The sequence below is a fragment of the Kribbella sp. NPDC050241 genome (assembly GCF_044459685.1).
GTDB lineage: Bacteria > Actinomycetota > Actinomycetes > Propionibacteriales > Kribbellaceae > Kribbella.
On sequence record NZ_JBITJE010000002.1, the window covers coordinates 275,430 to 290,461 of the forward strand.

Consider the following 15,032-nt stretch of genomic DNA (forward strand, 5'->3'; position numbering starts at 1 on the left):
CATGCACAGCTACCGACCCGCTCCGGTGCTGGAGGCGCTCGGTGTCTGCTCGGAGGACGAGCAGCTCTACCGGGCGCTGCTGGCCCGGCCGGAGTGCACCACCATCGATCTGTCCCACGACACCGGCTGGGCGGCCACCCGCGTCGGCCGGCATCTGCGGTCCCTGCTGTCTCTCGGCTTGGCCTCCCGCACGCCGGGGCGTCCTGCGCGCTATGTCCCGGCGGTGCCGGAGGCCGCGGTCGAGTTGCTGGCGCTCCGGAAGCAGGCCGCGATCGTCGAGGCCCGCATGGGTGCCTCGGTGCTGACCGCGGAGTTCCGGGCGCGGCATGTCGCGTTCACGGTGGTCCGCGGAGCGGAGGCGATCGCTCAGCGGTTCTACCAGGCGCAGCAGTGTGCGCAGGTCGAAGTACTGGTGCTGGATCGGCCGCCGTACGCGGTGGTTCCGATCGAGCCACGGCGGGCGCATGGTGTGTCGTACCGGACGATCTACGACATGGCGTCGCTGTCGGAGCCGACTGACGTAGTGGCTGCCCGCTCTGCGGGTTGCCGGATCTTGCGCGACGTACCGCTGAAGCTGGTCGTGGTGGACCGCCGTACTGGGCTGCTGCCGACGAGTCCGGATGTGGTGGTCGAACTCGGGCCTTCGAGTCTGCTGGACGGGCTGCTGCGGTTGTTCGAGCTGCTGTGGAAGCAGGCGAGTCCCTTGGCTCCCTCTGCCGCGGAGGGTCCGCTCAGCTTCGAGGATCAGCAGTTGCTGTCGCTGGCAGCGGCCGGACTGACAGACCAGGCCATCGCCCGGCGGCTCGGTGTGGCGCAGCGGACGGTGGAGCGCCGCATGCAGCGGATCCTCAAGTCGCTGGACGCCACTACCCGTTTCCAGGCCGGCCTCCGGGCGGGCCAGCGCGGGCTACTTGTCTAGTCGGTCACATCGGCGACGGTGGCGTTGAGGACCTTGGCCAGGTCCTCGGCGTTCACCGTCAGACCCACGCCGTGGTCGCCGCCGCCGATGGAGATGGTGCCGGTGATCCGCTCGTCGGCGATCACCGGCCAGGCATGGGTGCTGCCGAGCGGGGTGATGGTGCCGCGGACGTAGCCGGTCACGTCGAACGCGGTGTCCTTGTCCGGCATCGAGATGCGGTTGACGCCGAGCAGCGCCCGGAGCTTGGGCCAGGCGATCTCCCGGTCGCCGGGGACCAGCACGAACCGGTAGTCGTCGTCTGCCAGCCGCACCACGATCGTCTTGATCAGCCGGGCCGGCTCGATGCCGCGTGCGGCCGCGGCCTCCTCCAGCGAGTTGACTCGTCCGTGCCGGGTCACCTCGTAGCTGAGGCCCAGCTGATCGGCTGCATCGGTCGCTTTGGTCACCTGGCTAGTTTGGCACCTTGCTCGGAACGCCCTTGAGGACGATCGACAGCACCAGTGCCACCAGGAACAGTGCCCCGGCCTCCAGCGCGACTCCACTCCAGCCCGCGCTGCTCCACGCCGTACCTGCGAGACCGCCGAAGACGGACGAGCCCAGGTAGAAGGAGAAGAGGTACAGGCTGGCTGCCTGTCCGGTGCCGCCGCCGCCGGCGTGCGCCCGGACTGCGACCCATCCACCGGCGACACCGTGGACCGCGAAGAAGCCTGCGGTCATCACTGCGAGCCCCAGGATGATGAGTGGGAGCGGCGCGGCCAGAGTGATCGCGACTCCGGCCAGCGTGATCAAGCAGCCGACCGGTACGACGACGCGACGCCCGTACCGGTCTGCAAGCGATCCTGCCGTCGCCGAGCCGACCGAGCCGAGCAGATAGACGCAGAAGACCAGCCCGGCCATCCCCGAGCTCAGGAGGTACGGCGCTTCGGACAGCCTGAAGACGGCACCGTTGTAGACGGCGACGAACGCGCCCACCGCGGTAGCCGCAATCCCGTACAGGGCCAGCAACGCCGGATCACGCAGTACTCGACCGGTCTGTTTCAGGAGCTGTCGTGGACTTGCCGGGCTTGGGTGGAAGTTCTGTGACGACGGCAGCAGGAGCCAGACCAGCGCAGCACACAGGACGCCGACCAAGGCGATGCCAGCGGTCGCGACCCGCCAGCCGCCGAGGTCGTCGAGGCCTCCCGCGATCAGACGACCCGTCATACCGCCTACCGCCGTACCCGCGATGTAGAGGCCGCTGGCGCGGGCGTGACTGGAGGAGTGCACTTCTTCTCTGAGGTAGGCCATCGCGACGGCGGGCAGCCCGGCCATGGCGACGCCCTGCAGGCCGCGTAGGGCGAGCAGTGTGTGCCAGGTCGGTGCGACTGCGGTGAGTACGGCGAAGCCGGAGGTGGCTGCTACCGACCAGCGCATCAGAGTGGTACGCCCGACCACCTCGGAGGCAGGGCCTGCGATGAGCAGAGCGATCCCGAGTCCGAGAGTGGCGAGGGACACGGTGAAGGCGCTCTGGCTGGGGGAGACGTGGAACGCGTCGACCAGTTCGGGCAGCAGCGGCTGGGTGCTGTAGAGCAGTGCGAAGGTCGCCAGACCGGCTGCGAAGAGTGCGATGGAGAGTTTGCGGTACTCGCGGTCTCCGGGGCGGTAGCCGGGTTCGGTCAGCTGCGGGGCGACGTGCATGTCTTCGACGGTCGCACAGCTTGTACCATACGTAAAATGTCGATCCCAACAGCTACCGATACGCTTTTGGTATGAACATCGAGGACCTGCGGTGGTTCGCCGTACTCGCGAAGACCGAGCATCTGACCGAGGCGGCCGCGGCGCTGGGCACCAGCCAGCCGAATCTGTCCCGGTCGTTGCGGCGCGTCGAGAGTGCGTTCGGGGTCCAGCTCTTCGAGCGCGAGCATCGCGGCGTCCGGCTGAACCCGTACGGCCGGCTCGTCCTCGAGGCTGCCCAGGCCGGTACGGCGGCGGTCGACTCGGCCCGGCGGCGGATCGACGCACTGATCGATCCGGAGTCGGGGATGGTCCGCCTCGGGTTCCTGCACTCGGTCGCGACCAGCCTGGTGCCGGACCTGCTGAAGGCGTTCCGTGAGGTGGCGCCGAGCGTCCGGTTCGCGCTGCGGCAGGAGCCGTCCCACGACATCGTCCAGGACCTCGTCAGCGGTGAGGCCGAGATCGGCATCATCGCGCCACGGCCGGACCCGGAGGTGTTCGGCTGGCACCTGATGGAGCAGCAGCGGCTGTGCCTGCAGGTCCCGCCCGGGCACCCGTTCGCGTCGCGGCGCCGGGTGGAGCTGGCGGCGGCGGCCGACGAGCCGTTCATCGGGCTGCGACCGGGGTTCGGCTTCCGGAGGATCAGCGAGGAGCTGTGCCGGGCGGCCGGGTTCACGCCGCAGCTGGCCTTCGAGGCGACCGACCTGGCCACCATCGACGGTCTGGTCGGTGCCGGCCTCGGAGTGGCCGTCCTGCCGGCCGGTGCGGTCCGTGGCAGCGACAGCGGTGCCGTGTCGGTGCCACTGGCCGGTGTTCAGGCCCGGCGGGAGATCGGTATGGCGTGGCGGCTGCGGACACAGCTCACACCGGCCGCCGAGCGGTTCCGTACGTTCGTCCGTTCCCGGCCCGCGACGTCCACCTGACTTTCGTAGCGTCCGTCCCATTTCTGCGGTGTCGACTTGCAGAGAGAGGGCTCTCCCCCGCACAGTTTCTCCGTGAGGAAGCGTCTCAGTTCGTTCAGGCCGAGTCGGCGGCTGCTGTTCGCAGCGAGTACGGCGGCCGCGGCGTCGACTGTCGCATCGGCCGCGACGGCGACTGCCACGAGCGCCGAGGCCAGCGCGACCGGTGTCTACGGCTCGGGAGTGCTGGGCACGTGGGAGCGGCAGGCATACGCGATCTCCACCGAGGCGCAGGTCCGCAGGGCGCAGGAAACCGACGGCGTCTTCATGTTCGGCGACAGCATCGCCCTCCAGGACGCTCGGTCGCTGGCGAAGCAGCTGACGCTGGTCGGCATCAACATCGCGGCCAACAACTGGGCCGGCCGCCCGGTCACTCCGGCCGTCGATGCGCTGAACACCTGGGCCCAGGACTACGGCCTGCCGCACCGCATCCTGATGTCGGCCGGCTCCAACGACATCTTCACGCCGCCCGCGGTGGCCGCGCAGATCGAGCGGACGATGCAGATCGTCGGCGAGGACCGCACGGTCTTCTGGGTGAACATCCAGGCGGCCCGCACGCTGTACGGTCCGGCCATCCAGGTCGCCGACCAGCGCAACAGCGCCTGGATCAACCTGCAGCTGGCCGAGGCACAGCGCCGGCACGACAACCTCCGTATCATCCAGTGGGCCGAGCATCTGGCCGCGAAGCCCGAGCGTCTGCAGCTGTACCTGCGTGACGGCCTGCACCCCTCGGTCCCGCGCGGCCAGAACGCCCGCAACGCCCTCATAGTCAAGGCGCTCAAGTCCGGCTGAGCGGCGTACGAGGTGCCTGCCCCGTACGCCGCCGTACCGCTGCCGGTCAGAAGCCCGCGGTGATCCGGGTGAACTCCCAGTCGGGCTGTGCGATGCCGCTGCAGTTCGAGACCACGCCGCCGCCGGCGCAGCCGCGGTCACGGTTCACCGACCAGAACGCCAGCCGGCCGAGCCCGTTGCTCTTGGCCCAGTTGGTGATGTTCTGCCAGGTCGCCGTGGTGGTCATCTCCTGCTGGTCGGACAGACCGTTCATGCCGGAGATGCCCTGGTGGGCGTAGGCGTCGGCGGTGCTCCAGCCGAAGGTCGCCTTCAGCTTGTTGTTCAGGCCCTGTGACGCGGCCACCGTGTCGTTGTAGATGTTGGCGCTGCCGAAGTCGAACGGCATCAGCGTGAAGATGTCGATGTTCGCGCCGAGCGCCGCGGACCGCTCGATCAGCCGGTTGCCGTAGTAGTTCGGGCCGGTGGTCGAGGTTCCGAAGGTCAGGATCGTCTGGATCCCGGGGTTGTTCTGCTTGACGATCTTCAGCGCGGTCAGGATCCGGTCCTGGACGGCCTCGTTCTCGAACTCGTCGGAGTTCTCGATGTCGATGTCGATCGCCTTCAGGTTGTAGGCGCTGATGACCTGCTGGTACGCGCCGGCCAGTGCCTCCGGGGTGCTGCAGTTCGGGCCGAGCTTGTTGCCGCTCCAGCCGCCGATCGACGGCACGATGTCGCCACCGGCGGCCCGGATCTGCGCGATCGCGTTCGCGTCGGCGCCGCCTTGCAGCGGCCGGTTTCCGTCCCAGGCCGGGTTGCAGCCGCCGGACGAGAGGATGAAGGCCATCGTGAACCACTTGATGCCGGTGGCATTCATCACGGTCGCCGGGTTGGGCGGGTCGCCCCAGCCCATGTAGAGGTACGGCGCGGCCCGGCGGGTACCGGTGTTGCCGCCACCGGTGGAGGTCTGCACGGAGATCGCCGTGCTCTTCGGACCCTCGCCCGCACTGTTGGAAGCGCTGACCTGATAGCTGTACGTCGTGTTGGCCGCCAGACCGGAGTCCGTGTACGACGTACCGGTCGGGCTGCCGACCTTCGTGCCGTTGCGGTAGACGCTGTAGCTGGTTGCACCGCTGGGCGCCGACCACGTCAGGCTGACCGACGAGGAGGTCGCCGTACCGGAGAGGCCGGTCGGTGCACCGGGGGCGGTGCCGCCACCGCCGCCACTGCAGGAGCCACCGTTCAGCCGGCAGGCGGCCAGACCGGGGAAGTTGCCCGGGCTGCCGTTGAAGCCGAAGGTGACCGTCGCGCCCGGGGCGAGCGGTGCGGCCCAGCTGGGCGGGGTGAAGGTGTGCGTCTGGCCGCTGCTGCTCCTGGTCGCGTCCCACGAGCTCGAGATCGTGTAGCCAGACGGGAAGTCGAGTGCGACCGACCAGGTGCTCAGTGAGCTGGTGGTGCCGTTGGTGACGGTCACCTTGCCTTCGAACCCGCTGCCCCAGTCGGACACCTTGGTGAAGGCTGCGGTGACTCCTGCGGCGTTCGCCGCCTGTGCTGTCAGCAGTGCGATGACCACTGCGGTGATGGCTGCTATCGCCAGAGTGATGCGTTTCATGATGCTCCGATCAGTGGGCGGTTCGTGATCAGACCCGGCCCCAGAGTGCGGGGACGTTCGGCGGCTCCCAGCCGGTCAGGGAGGTGTGGCCCTGGATGCACTTGTAGGTGACGCCGTTGTAGGTCACCAGCGCACCGGTCGCGTACGTCGTGTTCGGCGCCCACGGGGTTGCCGTGGGCGGCGTCGTCGGCGGTGTGGTCGGCGGTGTGGTGGGAGGTGTCGTCGGCGGTGTGGTGGGCGGCGTGGTCGGCGGTGTCGTGGGCGGGCCGCTGCAGCCGGGGGTGTCGGCGTTGACCGCGTTGATCACGTTGTTGAAGAGCGTGACGTTCGGGTCGAGTGCTTCGAGGGAGTACATCATCGCGCCGGCCAGACCGTTGCAGTGCTGATAGTCCGCCTTGGCCTTGATCGACTGGGCGTTGTCGCCGGTCCAGAAGGTCCCGTCGCGGTAGAACCACGACGACTTGGTGGCGTCGTCGAAGTACGTGGCCGAGGGGTCGTCGACGAAGCCGGTGAGCTCCTTGTAGAACGAGACGCCCGGCACGTTGCCGCTCAGCGCGTGTCCGTCGGCCGGTGCGGTAGCGGTCTGGTACTTGCCGTTGGCTGTGCTCGGAACACCCTTCCATCCTCTGTAGTAGAAGGGATATCCGATCGTCAGCTTGTTCGCCGGGAACCCGCCGGGGATGCCGTACGCCGGGTCGCCGGTGGTCCACGCCTTCACGGCACCGTCCACGGAGTACTTGCTCGAGCCCGGTGGGATCGGGTTGCTCGGGTCGTCCGGCGCCTGGTAGAGCGGGTCCTGGAAGTTCGTCGGCCCGGTGGCCTCCCAGCCGCCGTGCATGTCGTACGACATCACGTTGTTGTAGTCGAGGTACTGCCCGATCTTGTTCGTCTCGATCGTGGCGATCTTGTCCTGCCCGGCCGGGGTGGCGGCGGTCAGGTAGTAACGCTTGCCGGTCTGGTTGCCGTAGGCATCGAGCTGTGCGCGCAGCTCGGCCAGCAGCAGGGTGAAGTTCTGCTTGTCCGCGGCACTGAAGTGGTTGCCGACGTGGCCGTTCGGCGAGCCCGGGTACTCCCAGTCGATGTCGATGCCGTCGAAGATGCCGGCCGCCGTACCGGGACCGCCGAAGCCGTCGAGCACCGGCAGGTCGCCCTTGAGGAACATGTTCACGCAGGAGCTGACGAACGCCTTGCGCTTGGCGTCGGTGGAGGCCGCATCGGAGAAGTACTTCGAGTACGTCCAGCCGCCGATGGAGATCAGGATCTTCAGGTTGGGGAACTGCGTCTTGAGCTTCTTCAGTTGGTTGAAGTTGCCCTGGATCGGCTGGTTCCAGACGTCGCCGACGCCGTCAACGCTGATGTCCGCGCCGTACGACTTGCCGAAGTCGGCGAATGCGTCCCCGGCACCATCGCCGGCGTTCGGGTTGTTCTCGTCCTGCGAGGCGGCCTTGTTGGCCATGAAGCAGGTGTGGTCGGTCGGGTGGACGTTGGCGAAGGCGTAGTTCAGGAAGTCCAACTTGCCGGCGACGCCGGTGGTGACCAGGTTCTTCGGGTAGAACGCGTTGGCGTAGATACCCCACTGGGTGAAGTACGCCGTCTTCACGCCGCCGCTGGTAGCTGCGGGGGCGAGCGGCGCGGCTGTGGCGCGGGGTGCTTCGGCGCTCGCCAGGGAGACGCCGGCGGCAGCGATCAGGGCAGTGGTGGCGACAGTGGCCGTGGCGGCGAGCAAGCGTAATCGACTCATGGGCAGGTCCTCCGGAGCTGGGACGGAAGCGGTCCGGTGAAATTTAGTTAAAGACGCTTCGAAAGGAACGGTAACCGGTCGCGACGCGTTGGTCGCTGCCTCGCCGTGGCGGATTCCCGCTGCTGGCGGGAAGCCGACAAGCCTTTGTCCACAGGGATCCGGTTGGTTGTCCGGAGCGGGTCCGGGAACGGCATGTTCTAGGCATGGACACAACTGCGATTCCCACATCGGTGCTCATGGCAACTACCAACGAGGTGCTCCTCGACGACCTGCTCCGGCTGGCGGCGGCCGCGTCGATCACGCCGATGGTCGAGCACGAGCTGCATGGGCTGCGGCGCAGCTGGCACTCCTGCCCGATGGTCGTCGTCGGTCGGGACCTGGCCGAGTTGCTGGCGACCAGACAGCCGGATCATCGACCGGGTGTTGTTGTCGTGGGTTCGGCGCTGGACGGCGACGAGCTGTACCGGTGCGCCTTCGACATCGGTGCGGATGCCGTGTTTCGCCTACCGGCCGAGGAGCCCGCGCTCGCCGGCAAGCTCGCGGACACCCTGGACGGTGGCGTGCGGACGGCGCTCACGCTCGCTTTCGTCGGCGGGTGTGGTGGGGCGGGTGCGACAACGCTCGCGTCGGCGGTCGCGGTCTTCGGGAATCGGCGTGGGTTCCGCACCATGTTGATCGACGGCGATCCGCTCGGCGGCGGGATCGAGCTTGCCCTGGGCATCGAGCGTGACGACGGCGACCGTTGGCCGAAGCTGCTCAACGCGTCGGGCCGGATCAGTGCGGCTGCCCTGCGTTCTGCGTTGCCGACCGTCGACGGTCTGGCGGTGCTGTCCTGGGACCAATCCGATGTCACGGTGCTGCCGCCGGAGACGATGAGTTCGGTGTTGGGTGCCGCGCAGCGCAGCAGCGATCTGGTCGTGGTCGATCTGCCGCGACGTGCGGATCCGGCAGTTGAGGAGGGTTTCATCCGTGCCGCCGCCACGTTGCTGGTCGTTCCACGCGACGTCCGGTCCGTCGCCGCGGCCAAGCGCCTGGTGGGTCCGCTACGGGCCGTGGCCGGTGACCTTCGCGTCGTCACCCGCGAATCACGAGTGAACGGTCTCGGTGCCACTGACGTCGCCTCGCACCTGTCTTTGCCATTGGCAACGAACCTCGGAAGGGAGCGTGATCTCGCGGCAGCCATGGACCAGGGCCGCTTCGATCCTCGGCCCCGAGGTCCGCTGGCCCGCGCGGCCACCGCGCTACTCGACCTCTTCGGTCTCCTCGAGGCGGCCGCGGCATGAACGTGTCCCGAGAGGTTCTCGACCGGGTCCGTGGCAGCCTGGCGATCACGGGTGCCGAGCCGACTCCCTCCCAGGTGGCGGCCGCGCTCCGCGCGGATGGCAGGGTCTGCGGCGATTCGATGGTCCTCGCCGTCGTCGAGGCGCTCCGCCGGGACGCGTTGGGAGCCGGTCCACTCGACACCCTGCTGTCCGAGCCAGGCATCACCGACATCCTCGTGAACGGCCCCGACGAGGTGTACATCGATCGCGGCTCCGGCCTCGAGCGCGTCCTGGTGCGAACCGGCGACGAGCCCGCCGTCCGCCGCCTCGCGACCCGCCTGGCGGCTGCCGCAGGACGTCGACTCGACGACGCCACGCCGTACGTCGACGTACGCCTCGCCGACGGCACTCGCTTCCACGCCGTGCTCTCACCGGTTGCAGCTCCAGGCACGTGCCTCTCGCTCCGCGTCCCAGCCCGCCACGTCTTCACCCTCGACGACCTGGTCACCGCGCGCGCCCTACCTCCAGCCGGTACGGCGATCCTGCGCGATCTGCTCGAAGCCCGGGTGGCGTTCCTCATCAGCGGCGGCACCGGGACGGGAAAGACGACACTGCTCAACTCCCTGTTGTCATTGGTGAATCCGTCGGAGCGATTGGTGTTGGTCGAGGACGCGAGCGAACTGCGTCCGGATCATCCACATGTCGTGCGCTTGGAGGCTCGTCCACCGAACGTCGAGGGCAGTGGCGAGATCTCACTGCGCGACCTGGTGCGGCAAGCTCTGCGGATGCGGCCCGACCGCTTGGTCGTCGGAGAGGTCCGAGGCTCCGAAGTGGTGGACCTGCTCACTGCCTTGAACACTGGCCACGAAGGCGGATGCGGCACGATCCACGCGAACTCCGCGTCCGACGTTCCCGCGCGTCTGGAAGCGCTCGGTGCCTTGGCCGGCCTGACCCGGGACGCCGTACACAGCCAGGTCGCGTCGGCCCTGCACGCCGTCATCCACCTGACCCGAGGAACGGACGGGGTACGCCGCATCGCTGAGATCCGAACCTTCGACCGCCTCCCCAGCGGCCACGTCGTCACCCGCCCAGCCGTCGAGTTCCTCCCCACCGGCACCATCAACGTCCTCCCACCAGCCCATCACTTCACCAACCTGCTAGCCGGCGCAGCATGAACCCGACGACGCCTTGCCCCACCACGGTCCCCGTGGGTGCAGCATGAACCCCGCCTTCATGGCAGGTGCCCTGGCGTTCCTCGTGGTGGTGCTGGTTCTGCCGATCCGAGGCCGCGGCCTGCATCGCCTGACTGCACGAATCCCCAACCGTTCCGATGCCCTCACCCGCCGCTGGCTGGCCGGTCCCATCGCCGTCACGATCGCTGTCGTCCTCGGACCGCAGATCCTCGTATCGGTGATCGCCATCGGCGTGGTCGCCGCACTCGTCGTCGTACAACGCGCACAGCACAAACATCGGGTCGCCACGGCTGCCCGGCGTGCACAGATCATCGAGGCACTCGACGTACTGGCCGCCGAACTGACCGCGGGCCGCCCACCGATCGACGCTCTCGAGGGCGCAGCAACCATCAGCCCCGACCTCCAGATTGCCCACGCCGCAGCCCGACTAGGCGGCGACGTCCCCGGCGCACTCGAGCTAGCTGCCGAAGCTCCGGGCGCCGGAGGCCTCCGCGCCCTGGCCGCCGCCTGGCGCGTGGCCGAGGAATCCGGCGCGGCCTTCGCCTCACTCACCGAGCGACTCTCGGACTCGCTCCGCGCCGACGAGACCATCCACCGGCAGACCGCGGCCAGCCTCGCCGGCGCACACTCGACCGCCCGCATCCTGGCCGCCCTTCCTGTGTTCGGAATCGCCTTGGGTTACTCACTCGGCGCGAGACCCCTGACCTTCCTCACCGCCACACCCGCAGGCTGGGTCTGCCTAGCCGGAGGCCTAGCCCTCACCACCCTCGGCCTCAACTGGACCACCCACCTAGCAAAGGTCCCAACATGACGACCGCCCTGTCCTCGGGGCCTGCGATAGCTGCAGTTGCCGGCGCCCTCGCGGCCTACCTCCTCGTCCCAGCCCGCTCGAATCTTCGCCGCCTGACCCCGCGCTCCCGACGTCCCCGCGGCCCAACCCCACGCACTCACCGGCTTGCTGCCATCGTCGCCGCGATCGGCGCCATCGTCCTGATCGGCCTCCCATGGGGCGTACTACTTGCAGCGCTCGCGTACTACGGCGTACCTCGGGCCTTGTCCCGCCTCGAACCAGCCGATTCCAAACAACGAGCAGCGCAGATCGGCCGCGACCTACCACTCGCCGTCGACCTACTAGCCGCCTGCCTCCGCGCCGGCCGCCCACCTCAACAGGCACTCGGTGTCGTCGCCACCGCCGTCCGCGGCCCTCTCGCCGAGCTCTTCACCAAAGTGGCCCACCACCTGGCGCTAGGCGCAGACCCAGCCGATGCCTGGGCGCATCTACGCACCGAGCCAGCCTGTGCCTCCGTCGCCCGAGCCATCGACCGCTCGATCCGCTCCGGCGCACCCCTGTCGAAGACTCTCGAGCATCTTGCCGACGACACTCGTCAGTCCCATCAGCACGCCGCGGACCAACGAGCCCGTGCCGCCGAGTCACGCTCCGCTCTGCCGCTCGGACTCTGTTTCCTACCGGCCTTCATCCTGCTGTCGATCGTCCCCACGATCGCCGACGCGTTGATCCCCTACCTGCTCCAGCCCTAGGCGTCATCCACAGCCTGAAACTCCTGTGAAAAAAGGGCATTCGACGACTGCATGTTGTCAGTGAGCGATCCGGACGAGCCGAATCGCAGACCCGGGAGGTATCACATGTCCAAGGCACTGGTGGCCGTTCGCCACCGTCTCCGCACCCGCTCCGAACGCGGCGCCGCAACCGCCGAGTACGCGGTCAGTGTCGTCGCGGCTTGCGGGTTCGGCGGCATCCTCGTCGCGCTGCTGAAGTCCGACGTGATGATGAACGCCCTCAAGGCCCTGATCAACTACGCGCTCAAGCTCGCCGGCGTCGAGGGCGTCCAGCTCTGACCTGAAGGCTCGACCATCCGGTGGCCGGTCGCGGTCACCCAGTCACCGCGACCGGCCACCGCCACCCATCGAAGGAGTACTGGATGCCATCTCGCAGAACACAACGCGGCGCGATCACCGCCGAACTGGCGATCGCTCTACCGGTCCTTCTCACCCTGCTCCTCCTGGGCATCTGGGCCATCGGCCTCGTCATCCTCAACATCCAATGCATCGACGCAGCCCGGGACACTGCCCGCGCCGCCGCCCGAGGCGACCCCTTCGACCAGGCGCAGGCGATCGGCCGGCGTACTGCCCCCGGCGCCACGATCACCATCACCCGCACCGGCAAAGACATCCACGTCACCGTCACCGCCGCTCCCCGCCACAAACCCCCACTCCTCACCCACCTCGTCTCCACCGAACTATCAGCCGAAGCCACCCTCCAATCCGAGGCAGCCACCCCATGACGAACCGCGCCTGCCGTCACCCCATGTCGCCCAACGAGCGAGGCTCTGCCACCGTCCTCTCCCTTCTGGCTGCGCTGCTCCTCCTCACAGCCCTGACCGTCGCCACCCTTTGGTCGTCGATCTCCACGGCCCGCCACAAACTCTCAGCCGCAGCCGACCTCACTGCGTTGAGCGCCGCCCAGGCTCTCACCGCCACCACCCGATCCGCAGCCACCCCGCCGACTGCCGACAACGACACAACGCCGGATCCGGCCGGTGCTGCTCCCTGCGAGATCGCCGACCGAATAGCCACCCTCCACAGAGTCCACCTCACGTCCTGCCACCCCACCCCCACCGCGGTAACCATCACCGTCACCCTCCAACTCCACCTCCCACCCTTCGCCCACCCCAGCCTCACCACCACAGCCCGAGCCGGCCCCCTGTGAGCGTCTCGTGGACCCCATCCATGCAAGTAGGTCTCACTCGAGTCGACTGACCCGGCAGCCTTCGGGGCGTCCCGCACGTGCGGGGTTCTGAAGCGGTCGCGATCTGGTCGCAATCTGGTAGAGATGCCGCGTTGATGTGGACGAGGCGTGGGAGCGGACTCCATGATCTGGACCGAAGACCTGCCCATCCTCCCGGACGCACTTCCCCGGCGCCCGGACGGTTACCCCGGAGGCCCGTTTGCCCGACCGCATCCGGCTGTTGCTGGTCGACGACCAGATCCTCAGCCGAGGCGTCCTCAGAACCGGTCTGGAGCGCGAGCGCGATCTGGAGATCGTTGCCGAGCTCAACAGATCGGACGACGTCGTGGGCGCCGCGAAACGTCACCGCGCGAACGTTGCCCTGCTCGACGCGGCCGGCCCGGGCCACGACAGCATTACCGTCACCACCAGACTGCGGACGTCGATCCCGGAGTGCCGGGTCGTCATGCTCACGACGTACGGCCGCCCGATCCACCTCCGGCGTGGTCTCGACGCGGGAGCCAAGGGGTTCGCGCTGAAGGGGAGCCCGGCGCCGCAGTTGGCCGACGCGGTACGACGCGTGCACCTCGGCCTCCGCGTGGTCGACGCCAACCTGGCAGCCGAGACCCTCATGTACTCCGAGACTCCGCTGAGCGACGACGAGACCGACACCTTGCGGGCTGCCCGCGACGGCGGCTCGATCGCGCTGATGGCGCGCAAGCTCGAGGTCTCCGAACGCGTGGTCCGCACCCGACTCTGGTCGGCCATCGGGAAGACCGGAGCCCGTACCCGCTCCGACGCGATCCACATCGCCGACAGCAACGGCTGGCTCCTCGACTGACGCCGGCCCCGGGCGTCCGGGTGGTGGGGCTACAGGCAGAAGGGGTGGGCTGCCGGGTCGGCGTAGACGTGATGGTGTGGGCCGGGTTTGAGTTCGATGGCGCCGAGGCTGTCGGCGAGTGCGCGGGCGGATTGCAGGCTGGGTTCGTCGGCGGCGGGAACGCGGAGGTCCAGGTGGACCTGTTGCGGGTAGGCAGGGTCGGGCCAGCGGGGTGCGGGGAACTGGGCGTGCTGGAAGGCGAGAGCTGGTAGGCGTCCGTCGGTCCGGGTGATGACGACTCGTTCGGAGGTGTTCAGCTCGCGGTTCGGCATGTCGAGGAGGTCGGCGTAGAAGTCGGCGAGCGCGCGCGGGCTGAAGCAGTCGATGACCACACGAGCGATCTGACCGCTACGGCCGGTTGGGGATTCGGCGGTGCTGCGGTAGAGGCAGAAGGGGTGGCCGGCAGGGTCGGCGTACGTGCGGAAGGTGTCTTTGTCTTGGAGTTTGGAGGCACCGAGTTGTACAACGCGTTGCTCGGCGGCGTCGAGGTCGTCGACGGTGATGTCGAGGTGCATTTGTTGTGGGTAGTTCGGGTCAGGCCAGCGGGGTGGCTGGTAGTCGATCGGGCCGTCGCCGAACCCTAGGCGGAGACCGTCCGGGTCGTCGTCGGCGATCACGAACCAGTCCTCGCGGACGATCCGCAGGCCCAGGAGGTTCGCGTAGAACTCGGCCAGTGGTCGGGCGCCGCGTTCGTAGGACTCTTCGGTGTTGCCGGGACAGGCGAAGACGACGTCAGGAGCTCGATGGTCACGGGGTTCGTCATGGCGGTCCCTCCCCGGGAGCGGTTGGTTAGGTCAGGGCTGCTCGAGTTGGTCCAGGAGCCAGCGGGGGCCGGTGGTGGTGGCGCCGGTGGGTTCGAGGCGGTCGCGGAGGCCCCGGTCCGCGGTGACCACGGTGACATGGGCGTCGGTGATGGCGGCGGTGGTGGTGACGATCGTGTCGTCGCCGGAGCCAGGGGCCAGGACGATGCGGAGGTCCGCGGTGTCGGGAGCGTCGGGGCCGGACGTGGCGGAGCGCGCTGCGCCTTCCAGGATGACGACGATCTCGGTGTCTTCGAGGCGTTCCTGGAGGGCGGTGAGCTGACGCAGCAGTCGGCGAGCGGCGCCTGGCCGATCGCGCCACCACCCGTCAGGACGCGAGCCGACCACGTTCGCCGCGTCCACCACGATCACCTGATGCACACCAGTCACCATCAGGTCAGTCTGCCTCGTCCCCGGTTCGCCGCACCTGAAGCCGGGC

At 68.5% G+C, this 15,032-nt stretch carries 17 protein-coding genes; 11 read left to right on the forward strand and 6 right to left on the reverse strand.

Annotated features, from left to right (window positions below; genetic code table 11):
* The first annotated feature begins 1 nt into the window (after position 1).
* Complete coding sequence (locus tag ACIBG5_RS09265; RefSeq protein ID WP_396391038.1) at positions 2-919, forward strand: helix-turn-helix domain-containing protein; 918 nt, start codon at positions 2-4, stop codon at positions 917-919.
* Here ACIBG5_RS09265 and ACIBG5_RS09270 read toward each other — a convergent pair.
* Together ACIBG5_RS09270 and ACIBG5_RS09275 are read right to left on the reverse strand one after the other, a co-directional pair.
* A complete protein-coding gene (locus ACIBG5_RS09270) occupies positions 916-1,365 on the reverse strand; it encodes an aminoacyl-tRNA deacylase (RefSeq protein ID WP_396391039.1) in 450 nt (149 codons plus the stop codon). The genes ACIBG5_RS09265 and ACIBG5_RS09270 overlap by 4 nt on opposite strands.
* 4 nt (positions 1,366-1,369) lie before the next feature.
* On the reverse strand, positions 1,370-2,596 hold the full coding sequence (locus ACIBG5_RS09275; protein ID WP_396391040.1) for an MFS transporter: 1,227 nt from the start codon (positions 2,594-2,596) through the stop codon (positions 1,370-1,372).
* Positions 2,597-2,667: 71 nt separating this feature from the next.
* On the opposite strand from ACIBG5_RS09275, the gene ACIBG5_RS09280 reads away from it, so the two are divergent.
* Entirely contained in the window at positions 2,668-3,555 is an 888-nt protein-coding gene (locus tag ACIBG5_RS09280) for a LysR family transcriptional regulator (RefSeq protein WP_396391041.1), read from the forward strand.
* 72 nt (positions 3,556-3,627) lie between these two features.
* Positions 3,628-4,383: a hypothetical protein gene (locus tag ACIBG5_RS09285; protein ID WP_396391042.1), complete on the forward strand. Its 756-nt coding sequence runs from the start codon at positions 3,628-3,630 to the stop codon at positions 4,381-4,383.
* Positions 4,384-4,429: 46 nt separating this feature from the next.
* On the opposite strand, the gene ACIBG5_RS09290 is transcribed toward ACIBG5_RS09285, so the two are convergent.
* On the reverse strand, positions 4,430-5,971 hold the full coding sequence (locus ACIBG5_RS09290; protein ID WP_396391043.1) for a cellulose binding domain-containing protein: 1,542 nt from the start codon (positions 5,969-5,971) through the stop codon (positions 4,430-4,432).
* A gap of 28 nt (positions 5,972-5,999) precedes the next feature.
* A complete protein-coding gene (locus tag ACIBG5_RS09295) occupies positions 6,000-7,712 on the reverse strand; it encodes a glycosyl hydrolase family 18 protein (protein ID WP_396391044.1) in 1,713 nt (570 codons plus the stop codon).
* A gap of 203 nt (positions 7,713-7,915) precedes the next feature.
* Here ACIBG5_RS09295 and ssd point away from each other — a divergent pair, with 203 nt between their 5' ends.
* The 8 genes from ssd to ACIBG5_RS09335 all read left to right on the forward strand — a co-directional run bounded on the left by ssd (position 7,916) and on the right by ACIBG5_RS09335 (position 13,754).
* Positions 7,916-8,995 carry a septum site-determining protein Ssd gene (ssd, locus tag ACIBG5_RS09300; protein ID WP_396391045.1) on the forward strand — a complete coding sequence of 360 codons (1,080 nt, stop codon included), beginning with the start codon at positions 7,916-7,918 and terminating at the stop codon, positions 8,993-8,995.
* Positions 8,992-10,149 (forward strand): TadA family conjugal transfer-associated ATPase, encoded by a 1,158-nt coding sequence (locus tag ACIBG5_RS09305; RefSeq protein WP_396391047.1) that lies wholly within the window; start codon positions 8,992-8,994, stop codon positions 10,147-10,149. The genes ssd and ACIBG5_RS09305 overlap by 4 nt, the downstream gene beginning before the upstream one ends.
* A 43-nt stretch (positions 10,150-10,192) precedes the next feature.
* A complete protein-coding gene (locus ACIBG5_RS09310; RefSeq protein WP_396391048.1) occupies positions 10,193-10,978 on the forward strand; it encodes a type II secretion system F family protein in 786 nt (261 codons plus the stop codon).
* Complete coding sequence (locus tag ACIBG5_RS09315) at positions 10,975-11,706, forward strand: type II secretion system F family protein (protein ID WP_396391049.1); 732 nt, start codon at positions 10,975-10,977, stop codon at positions 11,704-11,706. The genes ACIBG5_RS09310 and ACIBG5_RS09315 overlap by 4 nt, the downstream gene beginning before the upstream one ends.
* Positions 11,707-11,811: 105 nt before the next feature.
* Positions 11,812-12,024 (forward strand): DUF4244 domain-containing protein, encoded by a 213-nt coding sequence (locus tag ACIBG5_RS09320; protein WP_131361499.1) that lies wholly within the window; start codon positions 11,812-11,814, stop codon positions 12,022-12,024.
* A gap of 83 nt (positions 12,025-12,107) precedes the next feature.
* Positions 12,108-12,470 (forward strand): TadE family type IV pilus minor pilin, encoded by a 363-nt coding sequence (locus ACIBG5_RS09325; protein ID WP_396391050.1) that lies wholly within the window; start codon positions 12,108-12,110, stop codon positions 12,468-12,470.
* A 23-nt stretch (positions 12,471-12,493) separates the two neighbouring features.
* Entirely contained in the window at positions 12,494-12,895 is a 402-nt protein-coding gene (locus ACIBG5_RS09330; protein WP_396391051.1) for a flp pilus-assembly TadE/G-like family protein, read from the forward strand.
* A gap of 238 nt (positions 12,896-13,133) precedes the next feature.
* Positions 13,134-13,754: a response regulator gene (locus tag ACIBG5_RS09335; RefSeq protein ID WP_396391052.1), complete on the forward strand. Its 621-nt coding sequence runs from the start codon at positions 13,134-13,136 to the stop codon at positions 13,752-13,754.
* 29 nt (positions 13,755-13,783) lie between these two features.
* Here the strand turns inward: ACIBG5_RS09335 and ACIBG5_RS09340 are convergent, their stop codons facing one another.
* Positions 13,784-14,467: a VOC family protein gene (locus tag ACIBG5_RS09340; protein ID WP_396392028.1), complete on the reverse strand. Its 684-nt coding sequence runs from the start codon at positions 14,465-14,467 to the stop codon at positions 13,784-13,786.
* A 120-nt stretch (positions 14,468-14,587) separates the two neighbouring features.
* Positions 14,588-14,986, reverse strand: a complete 399-nt coding sequence (locus ACIBG5_RS09345) for a hypothetical protein (protein ID WP_396391053.1) — start codon at positions 14,984-14,986, stop codon at positions 14,588-14,590.
* Positions 14,987-15,032 lie beyond the last annotated feature (46 nt).